Raw genomic sequence first — 17,015 nt, forward strand, 5'->3', positions numbered from 1 at the left:
TTATTAATATAAAATTAAAAAAATTTATCTTTATTGAATTTTTTCTTTTTACATAATATTCAGTCAATAGTCTTTATCAATAGTCAAAATAGTGCTATGATAGTTTTGTAAGCGGTTTAACTATTTTGTGGAGGGTATAAAATGGCAAAGGATAAAAGGGATGTTACGGAAGCTCCAGTAAATTTTGGGGCAAATTTGGGTCTTATGCTCGATTTATATGATGATTATCTTCAAGACCCAACTTCTGTCTCAGATGATTTACAAGTGCTTTTTAGTACAATAAAAAATGGCGAAGCACAAATTAAAGCTAAGTCTACCACAGATGGGAGTGGTACTTCAGCAGATGATAGCACAATCAAACGTATCATGCGATTAATTGATAATATTAGACAATATGGTCATCTAAAGGCTGATATTTATCCTGTAAATGCGCCTAAAAGAACGCATGTCCCAAAATTAGAAATTGAAGATTTTAATTTAGATAAAGAGACATTAGAAAATATTTCATCTGGTATCGTATCAGATCACTTTAGTGATATATACGATAATGCTTATGAAGCGTTAAAGCGTATGGAAAAGCGTTATAAAGGCTCTATTGCGTTTGAGTACAATCATATTAACAATAATAAAGAACGTACTTGGCTAAAACGTCGTATTGAAACACCTTATAAAGCTACTATTAATAGTGATGAAAAAATCAACTTATTTAAAACACTTGCTCATGTTGAAGGTTTTGAAAAATATCTACATAAGAACTTTGTCGGAGCAAAACGTTTCTCAATTGAAGGTGTAGATACATTAGTGCCAATGTTGCAACATACATTGAAGCGTGCTGCTCAAGAGGACATTCAGAATATTCAAATTGGAATGGCACATAGGGGACGTCTCAATGTTTTAACACATGTATTAGAAAAACCTTATGAAATGATGATTTCAGAATTTATGCACACGGATCCAATGAAATTCTTACCTGAAGATGGCAGTTTAAAACTTACTGCTGGTTGGACAGGAGACGTTAAATATCACTTAGGTGGCGTAAAAACTACTTCTTCATATGGTATTGAACAACGTATTTCTTTAGCAAACAATCCTAGTCACCTAGAAATTGTAGCACCTGTAGTTATAGGAAAAACACGTGCTGCTCAAGATGATACACATCATACGGGCGGACCAACTACAGATTTTCATCACGGTATGCCAATTATTATTCATGGAGATGCTGCATATCCTGGTCAAGGTATCAATTTCGAAACAATGAATTTAAGTAATTTAGATGGTTATTCAACTGGCGGAGCACTACATATAATTACAAATAACCGAATTGGTTTTACAACTGAACCTATTGATGGTCGTTCTACAACGTATTCATCAGACATCGCTAAGGGTTATGATGTACCTATTCTTCATGTGAATGCAGATGATGTAGAAGCGACAATTGAAGCCATTGATATTGCTATGGAATTTAGAAAAGAATTCCACAAAGACTTTGTCATTGATTTAGTAGGTTATCGTCGATATGGACATAATGAGATGGATGAACCATCTATTACAAATCCAACATTATATCACAATATTAGAAAGCATGATTCAGTTGAAGTGATTTATGGAAATAAACTTGTAGATGAAGGTATTTTAACGAAAGAACAAATGTCTGAAATGATTGATTCTGTACAAAAAGAAATGCGTACTGCTCAAGATAAAATTGATAAATCAGATAAAATGAATAGTACTGCAATGAATAAACCAGAATCGCTTCAGTTGCCTTTACAAAGTGATGAAAAAGAGTTTAGCTTTGAACATTTGAAAGAAATTAATGATGCAATGTTAAACTATCCTGAAGATTTCCATGTATTTAGAAAATTAAATAAAGTATTAGAAAAACGTAGAGAGCCTTTTGAAAATGAAAATGGTCTAGTTGATTGGGCTCAAGCAGAACAATTAGCTTTTGCAACAATTGTTCAAGATGGCATATCAATTCGTTTGACAGGTCAAGATAGTGAACGTGGTACATTCAGTCACAGACATGCTGTACTACATGATGAAGACAATGGCAATACGTATACACCGCTTCACCATGTACCAAGTCAAAAAGCAACATTTGAAGTGCATAACAGTCCATTATCAGAAGCTGCAGTCGTAGGCTTTGAATATGGATATAATGTTGAAAATAAAAATAGTATGAATATTTGGGAAGCTCAATATGGAGATTTTTCAAATATGGCACAAATGATGTTTGATAATTTTATGTCATCTGCCAGAGCCAAATGGGGCGAGCGTAGTGGTCTAACTTTATTCTTACCACACGCTTTTGAAGGTCAAGGTCCTGAACATTCATCAGCACGTTTAGAAAGATTCTTACAACTGGCGGCTGAAAATAATAGTACAGTGGTCAATCTATCAAGTTCTAGTAACTACTTCCATTTATTACGTGCACAAGCTAAAAGTTTAAATACTGAAGCGATGAGACCATTAATTGTGATGTCACCTAAGAGTTTGCTAAGAAATAAAACAGTGGCTAAGCCAATTAGTGAATTTACAACTGGCGGTTTCAAACCAATTATTGTTGAAGATGCTCAAAAAGCTAAAGTAACAGAAGTCATTTTAGCTTCTGGAAAAATGTTTATTGATTTAAAAGAAACATTAGCAAAAGAACCTAATGAAAATATACAACTTATTGCTGTGGAAAGATTATATCCTTTCCCAGAGGAGGACATTAAAAAAGCTTTAGAAGAATTACCAAATTTAGAATCTGTTGCTTGGGTTCAAGAAGAACCTAAAAACCAAGGCGCATGGTTATTTGTTTACCCATATCTTAAATCTATTGTTGGACATCAATTTAATTTAAGTTATCAGGGTAGAATACAACGTGCAGCACCTGCCGAAGGTGATGGAGAAATTCATAAACTTGTTCAACATAAAATTATTGAAAATAGTGTCAAAAATAACTAGGGGGAAATATAATGGCAGAGGTAAAAGTTCCAGAATTAGCAGAATCAATTACAGAAGGTACAGTTGCAGAGTGGCTAAAAAACATAGGGGATAATGTTGAAAAAGGAGAAGCTATTCTTGAATTAGAAACTGACAAAGTGAATGTTGAAGTTGTATCTGAAGAAGATGGTATACTTCAAGAACAACTTGCATCTGAAGGCGACACTGTAGAAGTGGGCCAAGCTATTGCAATTGTCGGTGAAGGTAAAGGTAGTACAAGTAGTTCAAGCGAATCACAAAATAACGATTCAAATTCTGAAAATGAAAACACAAAAACAGATTCTGCAGAAACTAATTATTCAACACCACGCACTTCTACTGAAGCACAAGGTAGCGATACAAGTTCAAATGACGACTCAGAATCAATCAATAATAAAAGAGTGAATGCAACACCATCAGCACGTCGTCATGCTCGTAAAAATGGTATTGATTTAAATGAAGTAGCTGGAAAAGGTAGCGATGTGATAAGAAAAGAAGATGTTGATAATAGTCAAAAACCAAGTCAATCTAATCAAAATACTCAACCTAATTCACAACAAGAAACATCTAAAAAATCAACTGCTAATACGCCTAATAAACCAGTGATCCGTGAAAAAATGTCTAGAAGAAAGAAAACAGCTGCAAAAAAATTATTAGAAGTATCTAATAATACCGCAATGCTCACAACATTTAATGAAGTTGATATGACAAATGTAATGGAATTAAGAAAACGTAAAAAAGAACAATTTATTAAAGATCATGACGGCACTAAATTAGGATTTATGTCATTCTTTACTAAGGCAGCAGTAGCAGCACTCAAAAAATATCCAGAAGTTAATGCTGAAATTGATGGAGACGATATGATTACTAAACAATACTATGATATTGGTATTGCTGTTTCAACAGATGATGGATTATTAGTACCATTCGTTAGAGATTGTGATAAGAAAAACTTTGCTGAACTAGAAAAATCAATTGCAGATTTAGCAGTAAAAGCACGTGATAAAAAACTTGGATTAGATGATATGGTAAATGGTTCATTTACCATCACTAATGGTGGTGTATTTGGTTCTATGATGAGTACACCAATTATTAATGGTAATCAAGCTGCTATCTTAGGTATGCATTCAATTATCACTCGTCCAATTGCTATTGATAAAGATACAATCGAGAACCGACCAATGATGTATATTGCATTAAGCTATGACCATAGAATTATTGATGGCAAAGAAGCAGTTGGATTCTTAAAAACAATTAAAGAGCTTATCGAGAGCCCAGAAGACTTATTATTAGAATCTTAATTTCGTTTATTAAAGAGCTAAATATATTGAAACCTTAATCATAAATTGATAAAGAGTAGAATAAGTTCATAATGAATTTATTCTACTCTTTTTATGTTTTAGTTATATTAGTATTAAAAAAATTGAGAATATAAAAAATAACAGAGAAGTGCATACCTCATTATCTATTTATGACTTTTCCAAAGCAGAGGCTAACATATATAAAAATGATAAATTAAGCACTGTAGTTGGACAAAAATTAACAAATATTTTTAAAGGATATTACAAACGAATTCATTAAAAAATAATAGTCATTAAAGCTACATTAATTTAAAAACGAACTTCATATAATTTGTCAATTTCATTTTTATACAGTTAAAATAACCTATGATATACCTCCCCTATCTATATTAGACAAGGCAGGGGAGGGGAATAATATATATATTATCTTATAAATATTTTATTTATTATACATACTTTAATTAATTATAACGTTTTTATTTACGTATATTTTATAATAAAAAACAGCTCTCTTATTTAAGATTTCAACATATTATTCATATATAAAATACGTTATAATGTTTAAGAAAAGATATATAAATGGGAGTGTCGATGAATGAGTGGACTAAGAAGTGTTACGATTGGAACAAGTGATCTCTCAAAAACACAGAATTTATTTAATAATATTTTAGGTCTTAATGTTGCAACAAAAAGACAGGCATTACGTTTTGGCGATGCTGAATTAAATCCTGGTACAAGACTTCACTTTGTAGAAGTTCCTAATCCTAATTATAGAAATGTACATATATCAAGCGTGGGATTAAGAACACCATCGAATGCTGGTTTAGAAGAATACCAACAAATATTAGAAAAAAATAATATTCAATTTAGTTCAATCACTGAATTAAACGGTAATCAGCACTTTAATTTTAAAGATGATAATCATCAAATTTTTGATATCTATTCTAATGAATTAAATGTTGGCGTTGGATTAGGGACACCCACATTTGAAAGTGCTGTTAATCCTCTTCATCAAATTCAAGGATTGGGACCAGTAATTATTAAAGTAAACGAATTATTGGTTACAACTTCTATCTTTAAAAATGTATTTAATTTAACGCATTATGCTGAATATGAATCTACTGAATTTCCTGATCAAACTGTCCAGGTATTTAAAATCGGAGATGGTGGACTTGGTGGAGAAATTCATTTATATCAATCTAATGAACAAGTTGAATTAAAAGAAGAAGGAATTGTGGAACAAATTGAATTCAGTACAAATTCAACTGAAGACTTTGAACATGCACAAAAAGAACTGGATGAAATAGGTATTCCTTATCAAATATTAAACCAAGGTGATGCTCAATCGTTACGCATTACTGAAGGTAGCGGCATCTCTTTCATATATACTTTAGAAAAAAATTAATATAAATCATTTTATTGGAGGATTTAAAATGGGAATGTTACATGAAGATTGGAAATCACGCACACCAATTAAACAAGTGATGGTAGTTAATACTGATGCAAAAAAATTCACAGTATCAGATATGCTTACTATTGGAAAACAATATGATGTCATCAATGAAACTGAAGAATATTATCAAATCATTGATAACTCTGGTCTAGTAGGTGGTTATTACAAAGATTATTTTAAAGAAGTTTAAATACATTCAATTTCTAAAAAGATAACGATTAAATTAAGACTCAGAGTGATGTGCCAATATCTATACATTTATACACGCTCTTGGTCTATTTTTTCATCTTATAAAGGAGAATATTAAAATGCCAAATAATCATTATATCAATTCAGATCAATCTGTATTCAATGATGCAAAAGCATTGTTTAATTTAAATAAAAATATTTTATTAAAAGGCCCTACAGGCTCTGGTAAAACACGATTAGCTGAAACTTTAAGTGAAGTGGTCCAAACGCCGATGCATCAAGTTAACTGTTCTGTTGATTTAGACGCAGAGAGCTTATTAGGTTTTAAAACAATAAAAACAAATGAACAAGGTCAACAAGAAATTATTTTTATTGACGGCCCAGTTATAAAAGCCATGCGAGAAGGTCATATCTTATATATTGATGAAATCAATATGGCTAAACCTGAAACATTACCTATTTTAAATGGCGTATTAGACTATAGACGTCAGTTAACCAATCCTTTTACTGGAGAAGTAATTAAAGCAGCCCCTGGTTTCAATGTAATTGCTGCAATAAATGAAGGCTATGTTGGTACATTACCAATGAATGAAGCATTAAAAAACCGCTTTATTGTTATACAAGTTGATTACATTGGAGGAGACATTCTTAAAGATGTCATTAAACAACAAAGCCAACTTCAAGATGATGATATAATTAAAAAAATCATTAAATTTAATGAAGACTTACGTACAATGTCAAAACAAGGACAAATTTCAGAAGAAGCAGCTAGTATTCGTGCGTTAATTGACTTAAGTGACTTAATTACAGTTATGCCAATAGAGAGAGCAATTAAGCGTACAATTATCGATAAACTTGAAGATGAACGCGAACAGCAAGCCATCAGAAATGCAATCGAACTAAACTTTTAGAGAGGGATTATTATGAGTGATCGTTTTATAAAATTTAATGATGAGCAGCTAGATGCTAAGCAAGTCATGATGTTACAAGATTTAGCGCGCTTACTACTGAAAAACGAACAAACTAAAGTAAAAATTCAAAAGTTCCCTTATTATGATCCTATTAATAATACTTTAATTACAAGTTGGTTTTGGTCTCATCGTCCAAAAGATATTGAAAGTGCAGGGTTAAAAACAGATGTTATGCTCGCTGCATATGGTTATAAAATGATGGACGAAGCTATCGTAAATGAAGTCCTTCATGACAATGAATTTAGCCATCCCAAATTTTATCATCAACTCTTTAGATTGCTAGAAGATATGCGCGTTTTTAATTTTATTAAAGTGGATCGGCCTAGCACTGCTAAACAAATTGATTTAAGAGTGAAAACTCGATTATCTTATACGGAATCACAAATTAAATTCTATAAAACAAAAACGGTATATACAGATTTACTTTTCTTATATTTAGAGCGAGCATTTTTAAGTCAAAACTTCTTTGATATACCCACGATACATCCACAATTAGATGACATATTAAATCATATGTTTCAATATTTACCTGATTTTTTCCAAAATGAATCATCTGAAGATAATATGTATCTTGCACAACGTATCATGTTCCAAATCGATGAAATGTTATCACATGATATGTTAAATGAATATTATCATCTTCCTAGAAAAGTATATGAAGCTATTCATGAAATGTCTTATGAGGATATTAAACGTATGGATGCAAGTAACGTTGATGGGCAAGATAATACAAATCAAGAAACTGACACTACATCAGCCGAAGCTGAAACAAACGCTCAAGATAGTAAATCTGAAGGTGGCGCTTATCTTGAAATGGAATTACATGAAAGTGAAAATAGTGACGTCATGAGTGATAACGATACTGCACGTGAAGGTGATTCAACTGATGATATGACAGATATGATGACGAAAAAAGGACGTGGCTCTAATCATTCACTTGATCGTGACGAAGGCGGTTCTATAGGTTCTAATCCATCATTTGCTTTACGTGGTATTAATGAAAATGTCGAAATAGAATGGAAAGTGCCTGATATAGAGCCAGAGTATATTTCAAGCTACCAACAAGTTAAAAATGAAGTACAATTTGAAACTAAAGATTTAATTCAGATTATAAAGAAAACCATCGATAGAGAACACGTGGACGAACGTCATAATTTGACTAAAGGTCGTCTTCAACGTGATTTAACCAATTGGTTTATTGATGATCAATATAAATTGTTTTATAAAAAACAAGACCTTAGTAAAACATTCGATGCGACTTTTACATTACTGATTGATGTATCTGCTAGTATGTTCGATAAAATGGAAGAAACGATTAAAGGCGTCGTATTATTTCATGAAACATTAAAAGCACTCAACGTTAAACATGAGATACTTGCTTTTAATGAAGATGCTTTTGACTCTGATGATCGAAAACAACCTAATATCATTGATGAAATCGTTCATTACGATCGCTCCATCATGGAAAAAAGTGGACCACGCATTATGTCATTACATCCTCAAGATGATAATAGAGATGGCGTAGCTATACGAATTGCAAGTGAACGTTTATTAAGAAGAAGTCATCAACAACGTTTCTTAATTATCTTTTCAGATGGGGAACCTTCAGCATATAACTATGCTCAAGACGGCATTTTAGATACGTATGAAGCTGTGGAAATGGCACGTAAATTTGGAATCGAAGTATTTAATGTCTTTTTAAGCCAAGATCCTATTACTGAAGATATTGAAGAAACCATTCATAATATTTATGGACAATTTGCATTATTTGTAGAAGGTGTTGAAAATTTACCGAGTCACTTATCACCATTGCTAAAAAAATTGTTATTAAAATCTTTTTAATCATAATCAATAATTAAACTGTATATTGATTTATAATATTCAAATTTTTGTGACATACATAGACTTGTAAATTCTTTTTGTGCTAGAATGTTAAATATTGCAAACATATACATAAAAAGGAGCAAGTCTATGAATAAACATACTTGGATTATCGGCTTTACGCTATTTGCTATGTTTTTTGGCGCAGGTAATCTAATTTTTCCTCCTAATTTAGGACAAGAAAGTGGTGCCTATTTCTGGCCAGCAATTTTAGCTTTTTGTTTAACTGGAATAGGCTTACCATTACTCGGAGTAGTCGTTGGGGCACTTGATAAACAAGGATATATTGGCGCCTTTAATAAACTGTCACCGAGATTTTCAGTTGTCTTTCTAATTATTATTTATTTAACCATTGGACCTCTATTTGCTATACCACGTACTGCATCTACGTCTTTTGAAATGACTATTACACCCATTACTCATTCAAATAGTAATATGTCTTTATTCATTTTTACACTTATTTATTTTATTATTGTTTTATATTTATGTATTAATCCCGGTAAAATAGTAGATCGAATTGGATCTTTATTAACTCCTTTATTATTAATTACAATTTTGGCTATGATCATTAAAGGATTTGTAGACTATAAGGGACACGGTTCATCTCATGGAAATCCAGAAACATATTCTTCAAATATAGAAAGTTTTTCCCATGGCTTTATTGAAGGGTATTTAACAATGGATGCAATTGCAGCAATTGCATTTTCAATGATTGTGGTTAATGCCATTAAAGCAACAGGAGTTAAACACACCAATCAAATATTTAAACAAACAGTTATAGCTGGGTTTATTGCCGCCTTAGCATTAATTTTTATATATGTTTCTTTAGGGTATATTGGTAATCATATGGGAATAAGTCAAAATACGATTACAACTCTAATGGCTAAAAATCAAAATATAGGAACTTATTTACTTACTACAATGGCTACAAATGGCTTTGGTGTTCTAGGCAAATACTTACTAGGTATCATTGTTGCTTTAGCTTGTTTAACTACAGCTTGTGGACTTATTGTATCTGTGAGTCAATACTTTAATAGTATATTTCCAAAAATTAGTTATAAGGTATATGTTATAGGTTTTACAATTATCAGTTTTATATTGGCTAATTTAGGATTAAATTCTGTTATAAACATGTCTGTTCCTGTATTAAGTATTATTTATCCTGTAGCTATTACTATGATTATTTTAATCTTACTTGCGCGTTTTATTCCAACTAAACCTATTGCGCAACAAATACCTATTATCATTGTTAGTCTTGTTTCAATTGTAAGTACAATAAATACGTTAGGTTTAATAAAATTAAATGTTATAAATCATTTACCTCTTAAGCAATATTCTTTAGAATGGTTACCTATAGCTATCATTTCAATCATAATAGGGTATATCGTATCTAAGTTTATAAATCAATCGTATATTGTTTATCAAAAGGAATAGATATACTAAACACCGGTTACTTCTTTAAATGAGAGCAATCGGTGTTTTAATTTTATCTATTCTTTTTTCATAGTAAGTAAATGTTCTTTTAACTCATTCTCGAGTTGTGATAATTCTCTTTCAGCTTGTTGACGTTTTTGACGTCCATTATATTGAATTTGCAGTGTTTGTTCAATCGTTTCAATGATGTCATTTTGAGTCGCTTTAAGCGTTTCAATATCTACGATACCACGTTCATTTTCAGTAGCCGTTTCAATTGCATTTTGTTTTAACATGGCTGCATTTCGAGTAAGCAAGTCATTTGTGGTATCAGTAACTGCACGCTGAGCTGTTACTGCATTTTTTTGTCTCATTAAAGTGAGAGCAATAGCCATCTGATTTTTCCATAAAGGAATACTTGTGAGAATAGAACTTTGAATTTTTTCAGCTAATGCTTGATTCACATTTTGAATCATACGAATTTGCGGCGCTGTTTGAATTGCAATTTGACGTGATAATTGTAAGTCATAAATTTTTTTATCTAATCGATCAACAAATTGCTCCATATCAGCGACACTTTGAATATCCATTTGATTACCAGATTGTTCTGCATGTTGACGCAATTTAGGCAATTCATTAGCATTTATTTCTTGTTTTTTACGCTGTGCAGCAGCAATGTATAGAGAAACATCCTCAAAATATACTTTATTTTGTTCATAAAGATGATCGAGTAACTGAATGTCTTTAGTTAAATTTCCTTTATGCTTATCCAATTGAATGGTGATTCTATCAACTTGTGAACTTACAGATTGCATTCTAGAAAATACTTCATTTATTGAAGCTTTTGTTCGTCTAAATAAACGTTTAAGTTTAGATTGATTGTCTTGATTCAAGTCATCAGGATTAACTTCTCTTAACTTAGACATTAATTGATTTAAAGTATCACCAATAGGACCCACATCTTTCGATTGAACTTCATCTAACATTTGATGTGAAAATTGAGACATGTTCTGTTGTAGATGTGTCCCAAAAGATAATAGGCCTTCACTATCTAGTGGTTTGATTTGTTGACTAATTGAATCAATTTTTTTTAAATCTTGTTCGTTAAATTGTTGTTCAAAGTCTTGCTTAACATTTTGAGTTGAAACATCATGCGTTTGATGATCTATATAATCATCTAATGGATGTGAGTTAATAAATTGGTCTTTTTGATTCATTTAAAAATTCTCTCCATTCTTATCTTAACTTTAAATTAGTATTTTTTATATCGCTTGTGTTGTAACCGATTAAGTTCCATTTCAATATCTAAACGCTCATAATCATCTTCATTAAGTCTTTTTAAATCTGCAATAAGTGTACGTTTCACCTCATCTAAAGTAATACGTGTTTGCTCTAATTTTTGCTTTTCTTCAGCAGATTTTTTTGGCATTTTAGATAAACGGGTATATGCATCAATTAAATTTAGTGCATTATCTATATGCGAATAAAAGAAACTTTCTACTTTGAAAAATGATGAAGGTCTCTGTTTAACAGCAAAATGAATAGACTTAGAAATTTTATAAATATCATTAATTTGACGAAAATCTTTAATCGATCTGATATTAATATATGATTTTAAAATATTACGAATTTTATTATGTGATTGATTGAGTTGTTGATTAACAAAACGATAGTCTCTACGTGATAATCCAATTTCATTTAAATATTTTTTGGATGTCAATCTTTGAGTAGGAAAATAAGATACAAAAAACATTCCAATACCTATTAGGGCATCAAGTATAAAGGATAAATCAAATCCAAATACACTTGTCACCCATGAGATAATAGCTATTGGAATTCCTACTAAAACACCCAGAAGCCGAGAAAGGTTATATCTCAATATTCATCTTCCTTTATTTAATAAATCGTTTTAAATTCTGAGTATCTATTTGTTACGTCTAAATCTTCAATACTATAATCAGAAACTGAAGATGCAGGAGAAGCACCAGCAATCACTTTATTAATAAATAATTTTATTTTTTCCTCGTCACCTTGAGCATATATATCTACATAATCCTCAACATTTTGAACAGTACCAAATATATCAAGTTTTTTTGCAATTAATTCAGTATGATGACGGAACCCTACACCTTGGACAGTTCCAAATACTTGTATATGTTTATGTTGCATCATTATCACCTCTACATTATATTATACGTATTTTTCCTACAAAAAACTAATAATTAATATACATATCATCTTTATCTCAATTAAAAGAACGGAGTCTTTAAGCTTGAATTCGTCTAAAAAAAAGTTACAATATTTATTAGAGTTTTAATTTGAGAGGGGACTTAGTCATGTGGACAGTTGCAAAGATTCGTGCAGACTACGAGGGATGGTGGTTATTTAGCGACTGGACAGAAAAAATCGTAGAACAACATCATTATAGTAACTATGAAGAAATGTTAGAAGATTATCAATCAATTATTAAAAAAAGTAAAAAATATTATAATAATTATGTTATTGGGAAATATAATATTTATGCATTTTATAATAATTGTGATTTAAATTTTTGTGAAGATTGTGATGAAGATTTACAAATATTTTATAGTTTTATTGTTTTAAATAATAAAGAAGTTTATTATAATCTACCAAAAATTAATTAAAAGAGAATTTTCTATAATTGTATTGCAATTTAGTTCAAACTAACATATAATAGTTATCAAGCAATAGTTTTATTCCATATTGCAAAGAATATCTGTAATATTGATTGATAGCATTTTGTTATTTATACATATTTATAACACGTATTTTTTGTAATATGCGAATAATGCATATTGAATGAATTTTAGTCTTGGAGGTTTCACAATTATGAAACAAGGTACAGTTAAATGGTTTAACGCTGAAAAAGGTTTTGGCTTCATCGAAGTTGAAGGAGAAAACGACGTATTCGTACACTTCTCAGCAATTAACCAAGAAGGTTATAAATCATTAGAAGAAGGTCAATCAGTTGAGTTTGAAGTAGTTGAAGGCGATCGCGGTCCTCAAGCTGCAAACGTTGTTAAACTATAATTTATAGATTGCAAAAATTGACTTTAGTAACACCTTACCAAGATGTAGGGTGTTTTTTATATATAAATGAGGCTGGGACATAAATCTCAAAAAAAATAGCCAGTAAAAGAGTTTTTAAAAACTCTTTTACTGGCTTCTTTATTATGGTGCAACTTGAACGGGTAAATATAAACTTTCTCGTTATTTTATTTTGTATCATTAATTATTAATTGACGTAATGATTGACGTTTGATAACTTCACGTGCTTTTCCATCTTTTAAGAAGAAAACAGGTGGTTTTTGCATTTGATTATAATTAGATGCCATAGAGTAATGGTATGCGCCAGTAGATAAAATGGCTAAATAATCTCCACGTTTTACAGAAGAAGGTAACATAGCATCTCGGATAATAATATCTCCAGATTCACATAATTTTCCGGCAATAGTTACCGTTTCGTCTGCCTTCTCATGACGATTTACAAGTAATGCTTGATATTTGGCTCCATATAAAGCAGTTCTAATATGATCACTCATACCACCATCAATAGAAACATATTTATTTACTTCAGGAATGTCTTTAATTGTTCCAACTTCATATAACGTAATACCCGCTTCGCCAACAATTGAACGTCCTGGTTCAATACCAATTTCAGGAACGTCGTAGTTTAATTTTTCTGATTCAGATTTAATCGCATCTGTAATTTCAGCAATACCTTCTTCAATAGGGAAGCTTACATCACCTTCGACATATTTAATACCAAAACCGCCACCTAAGTTAAGTAATTCAACTTGGATATGATGCTCGTTAAGCCAATTTAAAACAATTTTAGCTGTTTCAATCATAGCTTCAGTACCCTCAATTTGTGATCCTACATGGAAATGTATTCCTTTTAAATGAAGATGTTTTGATGCTTTGACTTTTTCAACTGCTTGAATTGCAAGACCATGTCGAATTGAAAGACCAAATTTACTATCTTCTTGACCAGTTTGAATAAATTCATGGGTATGCGCCTCTACGCCAGGATTCACACGAATGACAACATTAACTCTATCACTTGCATAGCGATTGATTAATTCAATTTCTTCTAAAGAATCAATAACAAAGTAACCAACGCCACTTTCTAAAGCATATTGTATTTCACGTTTCGTTTTATTATTGCCATGGAAGTGGATGCGACTAGGATCAAATTTAGCCTCTAATGCTGTATAAAGTTCGCCTTCAGATACGACATCTAATTGTAAGTTTTCTTCTTGAACTAACTTTACCATTTGAATGCAAGTAAAGGCTTTAGAAGCATATGAAATATTGTATTTTAATCCACTTTTTTGAAAAGCATTATGAAATCGACGCATTTGATTGCGAATTTCATCTTCATCATAAACAATGGTAGGCGTACCAAAACTTTGAGCTAGTGTTTTCAAACTTGTACCCGCCATTGTTAATTCACCGTAATCATTATATTTAACTGACATTTTATCTAAACTCCTTTATAAGAGAATCGTGATTCATCGCACTAAGTTGTTCTGAATTAGCGCCAACACCTTTGAATGTGTATTCATCAATGCGTATATCATTATTATATAGTATCACTTCATCTTGTGCATGAACATCATCATCGACTTCAACAAACATATGACTCATCATTAATGCTCGAATAGGGTAACGTTTGCCATTAATTAATGCTTCGTGTGTTGCACGTTTTTTTAAAATACCATCACCATAGCCAATATCAACAACTGCAAGATGTGTATGATCATGCGTTGCTTCAAATGCAAAACTATAACCACAATAATCACCTTTATTTACTTCACGAACTTGAATTACATTTCCTTTTACGGTTAAGGCTTGTTCAATCTCATGTTCATCTAATTTGCTATATGGTCTTGAACCATATAAAGCGATACCTACACGTGCATGTGTATGATAGGGAAGAAGTTGTTGTCCTTCACGATAATAACTCGCACTATTTTGCGCATGGATAAGTTCAAATTGGTATCCTTCATTTAATAATGTATTAACGACGTTTAACCATGCTTCACGTTCAATCCCATATTCTGGAACATCAAATTCATCTGCATATCCAAAATGTGTCCATAGGCCAACGATATTCATTTCACTTCCATTATCATTTTCATGATGATGAAGTACTTCTTTAATTTCATCAAGATTTTTGAAACCTGAACGATGGAGTAAATTTTCAAATTCTAAGTGAACATTAATATCTTTTAATTCACTTTTGTACTGATAATAATATTCTAAAGAGGGAAGCGTCATTTGAATATTATTATTTCGAACTGTATCAAAGTCATAAACTGCATTCATTAAAAAAATTGTAGCATGAGGTGCAAGTTTACGAACTCTCACTGCTTCTTTTAAGGAAGTCGTACTAAATGTATGGATACCTGCTTCTAAAAATGTTCTTACTGCAAACTCTAATCCATAATGATAAGCATTATTTTTTACAACTGCCATTATTGATTGATTATTCTTTACTTTAGTTGCATTTCTTAAAAAGATTTTTGAATCAACTGACCAAACTGCTGTCAATTTAATTTACTCCTTTCCATAATGGTTCAATATTTGTTCATAGTAATTGGCAACATCAATAAGCACTTTTTCGTCAAAATTTAAATGCGATGTATGTAAGCCTGTGATAAAGCCTTTATCTTCATTTCGAGTTCCTACAAAAGCAAAGTAAGACGGTGCTAATTGTTGGCCATAAAAACTAAAGTCTTCGCCGAATAAAAATGGCAGAGGCTTTTCAATAACTTTTAAATTAGCAGATAGAATAGATTGTTCAACGATATGACGTAGTTTAGGACTATTCATTGTAGCAGGATATCCTTCTTCAAATTTGACTTCACAATCAACATTGAATAATAATTTCACACTTTTTGCAATTTTATTCATTTGATTTTTCACGATATTTAAATCAGTGGCATCATAAGTACGAATAGTTCCTTCTAAATAACCATTACTAGGAACCGTATTAATTGCTTCACCTGCATTAAAGTGGCCCATATGAACAATATTACGTTTTAGTCCATTTAAATGATATTGCTGTATTTGACCAACTTGATTTAAAACATGAATCAGTGCTTCGCCACATGAATGACCTTGCTCTTTATCAGCTACATGACTAGATAATCCTTTTAAGAAAAAACGATATTCAGTGGCACTTGCTGTAATTTCTTCATCGCGTATCACGACTTGTCCTTCGTCAGCGAAAGGATTTACATGAATGCCAAATACTGCTTCAATAGGATATTGATTAAAAGCACCGGCTTTAATTAAGCGATTTGCGCCACCGCCTGTTTCTTCAGCTGGTTGGAAGATAAACACGACATTATGAGGTAATTGATGTTGATCAGCCATCGCCTTACATCGTTTAACAAATAACATCAATGCTGTTGTATGACCATCGTGACCACAAGCATGCATCACATTATCTGTTTGACTACGATAATCGACATTATTTTCTTCAAAAATGGGTAGGGCATCAATGTCTGCCCGAAATGCAATTGTATGGTCACTATTACCTTCTAAATATGCAATAGCACCCGTTTCAAGAGGTTGCTCGTAAGATACATTTAATTCATCTAAAAATCGAGTAATATATTGAGTTGTCTCAAATTCATGAAGACTTAATTCTGGATGTTGATGTAAATGTCTTCTATGTTGTGTGACAAATTCTAATTCGCTCATCTTAATCAATCCTTTATTCATTTATTATTCAACTTATGTATTCATTTAATCGTAAAGGCTGAGAACATGTTGTCCCAGCCTTTAGCATTCAATTATTCAAGTTTG

At 31.4% G+C, this 17,015-nt stretch carries 15 protein-coding genes; 9 read left to right on the forward strand and 6 right to left on the reverse strand.

From position 1 onward, the window contains the following. Window positions 1-141: 141 nt before the first annotated feature. From NR218_RS10260 to brnQ3, 7 genes are all read left to right on the forward strand, one after another. A complete protein-coding gene (locus NR218_RS10260; protein WP_232132909.1) occupies window positions 142-2,949 on the forward strand; it encodes a 2-oxoglutarate dehydrogenase E1 component in 2,808 nt (935 codons plus the stop codon). 11 nt (window positions 2,950-2,960) lie between these two features. Continuing rightward, a complete protein-coding gene (gene odhB / locus NR218_RS10265) occupies window positions 2,961-4,268 on the forward strand; it encodes a 2-oxoglutarate dehydrogenase complex dihydrolipoyllysine-residue succinyltransferase (RefSeq protein WP_002449702.1) in 1,308 nt (435 codons plus the stop codon). Between the two features lie 595 nt (window positions 4,269-4,863). Then, window positions 4,864-5,673, forward strand: a complete 810-nt coding sequence (locus tag NR218_RS10270; RefSeq protein WP_145436010.1) for a VOC family protein — start codon at window positions 4,864-4,866, stop codon at window positions 5,671-5,673. Between the two features lie 34 nt (window positions 5,674-5,707). Beyond that, window positions 5,708-5,911 (forward strand): DUF6501 family protein, encoded by a 204-nt coding sequence (locus tag NR218_RS10275; protein WP_025987180.1) that lies wholly within the window; start codon window positions 5,708-5,710, stop codon window positions 5,909-5,911. A gap of 118 nt (window positions 5,912-6,029) precedes the next feature. Next, entirely contained in the window at window positions 6,030-6,821 is a 792-nt protein-coding gene (locus NR218_RS10280) for an ATP-binding protein (RefSeq protein ID WP_002488526.1), read from the forward strand. Window positions 6,822-6,833: 12 nt separating this feature from the next. Further along, window positions 6,834-8,723 carry a vWA domain-containing protein gene (locus NR218_RS10285; RefSeq protein ID WP_145436008.1) on the forward strand — a complete coding sequence of 630 codons (1,890 nt, stop codon included), beginning with the start codon at window positions 6,834-6,836 and terminating at the stop codon, window positions 8,721-8,723. 129 nt (window positions 8,724-8,852) lie between these two features. After that, window positions 8,853-10,196 carry a branched-chain amino acid-like transporter carrier protein BrnQ3 gene (brnQ3, locus tag NR218_RS10290; protein ID WP_002449883.1) on the forward strand — a complete coding sequence of 448 codons (1,344 nt, stop codon included), beginning with the start codon at window positions 8,853-8,855 and terminating at the stop codon, window positions 10,194-10,196. 56 nt (window positions 10,197-10,252) lie between these two features. On the opposite strand, the gene NR218_RS10295 is transcribed toward brnQ3, so the two are convergent. From NR218_RS10295 to NR218_RS10305, 3 genes are read right to left on the reverse strand one after another with little or no spacing between them, the layout of a single operon-like run. Next, window positions 10,253-11,392 carry a toxic anion resistance protein gene (locus tag NR218_RS10295; RefSeq protein ID WP_048762438.1) on the reverse strand — a complete coding sequence of 380 codons (1,140 nt, stop codon included), beginning with the start codon at window positions 11,390-11,392 and terminating at the stop codon, window positions 10,253-10,255. Between the two features lie 35 nt (window positions 11,393-11,427). After that, the gene (locus NR218_RS10300) at window positions 11,428-12,054 is read right to left on the reverse strand and encodes a 5-bromo-4-chloroindolyl phosphate hydrolysis family protein (RefSeq protein ID WP_017176338.1); all 627 of its coding nucleotides are present in this window, start codon (window positions 12,052-12,054) and stop codon (window positions 11,428-11,430) included. Window positions 12,055-12,071: 17 nt separating this feature from the next. After that, window positions 12,072-12,344, reverse strand: a complete 273-nt coding sequence (locus NR218_RS10305; RefSeq protein WP_265883375.1) for an acylphosphatase — start codon at window positions 12,342-12,344, stop codon at window positions 12,072-12,074. Window positions 12,345-12,511: 167 nt separating this feature from the next. On the opposite strand from NR218_RS10305, the gene msaA reads away from it, so the two are divergent. After that, a complete protein-coding gene (msaA, locus tag NR218_RS10310; RefSeq protein ID WP_017176340.1) occupies window positions 12,512-12,820 on the forward strand; it encodes a regulatory protein MsaA in 309 nt (102 codons plus the stop codon). Window positions 12,821-13,025: 205 nt separating this feature from the next. Beyond that, a complete protein-coding gene (cspA, locus tag NR218_RS10315; RefSeq protein ID WP_001831260.1) occupies window positions 13,026-13,226 on the forward strand; it encodes a cold shock protein CspA in 201 nt (66 codons plus the stop codon). A gap of 185 nt (window positions 13,227-13,411) precedes the next feature. On the opposite strand, the gene lysA is transcribed toward cspA, so the two are convergent. Genes lysA through NR218_RS10330 form a run of 3 tightly spaced genes read right to left on the reverse strand, consistent with a single transcriptional unit; the run spans window position 13,412 to window position 16,910 of the window. Further along, window positions 13,412-14,677: a diaminopimelate decarboxylase gene (lysA, locus tag NR218_RS10320; RefSeq protein WP_019835542.1), complete on the reverse strand. Its 1,266-nt coding sequence runs from the start codon at window positions 14,675-14,677 to the stop codon at window positions 13,412-13,414. A 1-nt stretch (window position 14,678) separates the two neighbouring features. Further along, a complete protein-coding gene (locus tag NR218_RS10325; protein ID WP_017174710.1) occupies window positions 14,679-15,752 on the reverse strand; it encodes an alanine racemase in 1,074 nt (357 codons plus the stop codon). Window positions 15,753-15,758: 6 nt separating this feature from the next. Beyond that, window positions 15,759-16,910, reverse strand: a complete 1,152-nt coding sequence (locus NR218_RS10330; RefSeq protein ID WP_019835541.1) for an amidohydrolase — start codon at window positions 16,908-16,910, stop codon at window positions 15,759-15,761. Window positions 16,911-17,015 lie beyond the last annotated feature (105 nt).

It is taken from the genome of Staphylococcus sp. SUC_1.2, assembly GCF_026222585.1.

Excerpts from the sequence above, each read along its gene's own strand:
- NR218_RS10260 (WP_232132909.1), top strand. The coding sequence starts at position 142 with ATGGCAAAGGATAAAAGGGATGTTACGGAAGCTCCAGTAAATTTTGGG.
- odhB (WP_002449702.1), top strand. The coding sequence starts at position 2,961 with ATGGCAGAGGTAAAAGTTCCAGAATTAGCAGAATCAATTACAGAAGGT.
- NR218_RS10270 (WP_145436010.1), top strand. The coding sequence starts at position 4,864 with ATGAGTGGACTAAGAAGTGTTACGATTGGAACAAGTGATCTCTCAAAA.
- NR218_RS10275 (WP_025987180.1), top strand. The coding sequence starts at position 5,708 with ATGTTACATGAAGATTGGAAATCACGCACACCAATTAAACAAGTGATG.
- NR218_RS10280 (WP_002488526.1), top strand. The coding sequence starts at position 6,030 with ATGCCAAATAATCATTATATCAATTCAGATCAATCTGTATTCAATGAT.
- NR218_RS10285 (WP_145436008.1), top strand. The coding sequence starts at position 6,834 with ATGAGTGATCGTTTTATAAAATTTAATGATGAGCAGCTAGATGCTAAG.
- brnQ3 (WP_002449883.1), top strand. The coding sequence starts at position 8,853 with ATGAATAAACATACTTGGATTATCGGCTTTACGCTATTTGCTATGTTT.
- NR218_RS10295 (WP_048762438.1), bottom strand. The coding sequence starts at position 11,392 with ATGAATCAAAAAGACCAATTTATTAACTCACATCCATTAGATGATTAT.
- NR218_RS10305 (WP_265883375.1), bottom strand. The coding sequence starts at position 12,344 with ATGCAACATAAACATATACAAGTATTTGGAACTGTCCAAGGTGTAGGG.
- msaA (WP_017176340.1), top strand. The coding sequence starts at position 12,512 with ATGTGGACAGTTGCAAAGATTCGTGCAGACTACGAGGGATGGTGGTTA.
- cspA (WP_001831260.1), top strand. The coding sequence starts at position 13,026 with ATGAAACAAGGTACAGTTAAATGGTTTAACGCTGAAAAAGGTTTTGGC.
- lysA (WP_019835542.1), bottom strand. The coding sequence starts at position 14,677 with ATGTCAGTTAAATATAATGATTACGGTGAATTAACAATGGCGGGTACA.
- NR218_RS10330 (WP_019835541.1), bottom strand. The coding sequence starts at position 16,910 with ATGAGCGAATTAGAATTTGTCACACAACATAGAAGACATTTACATCAA.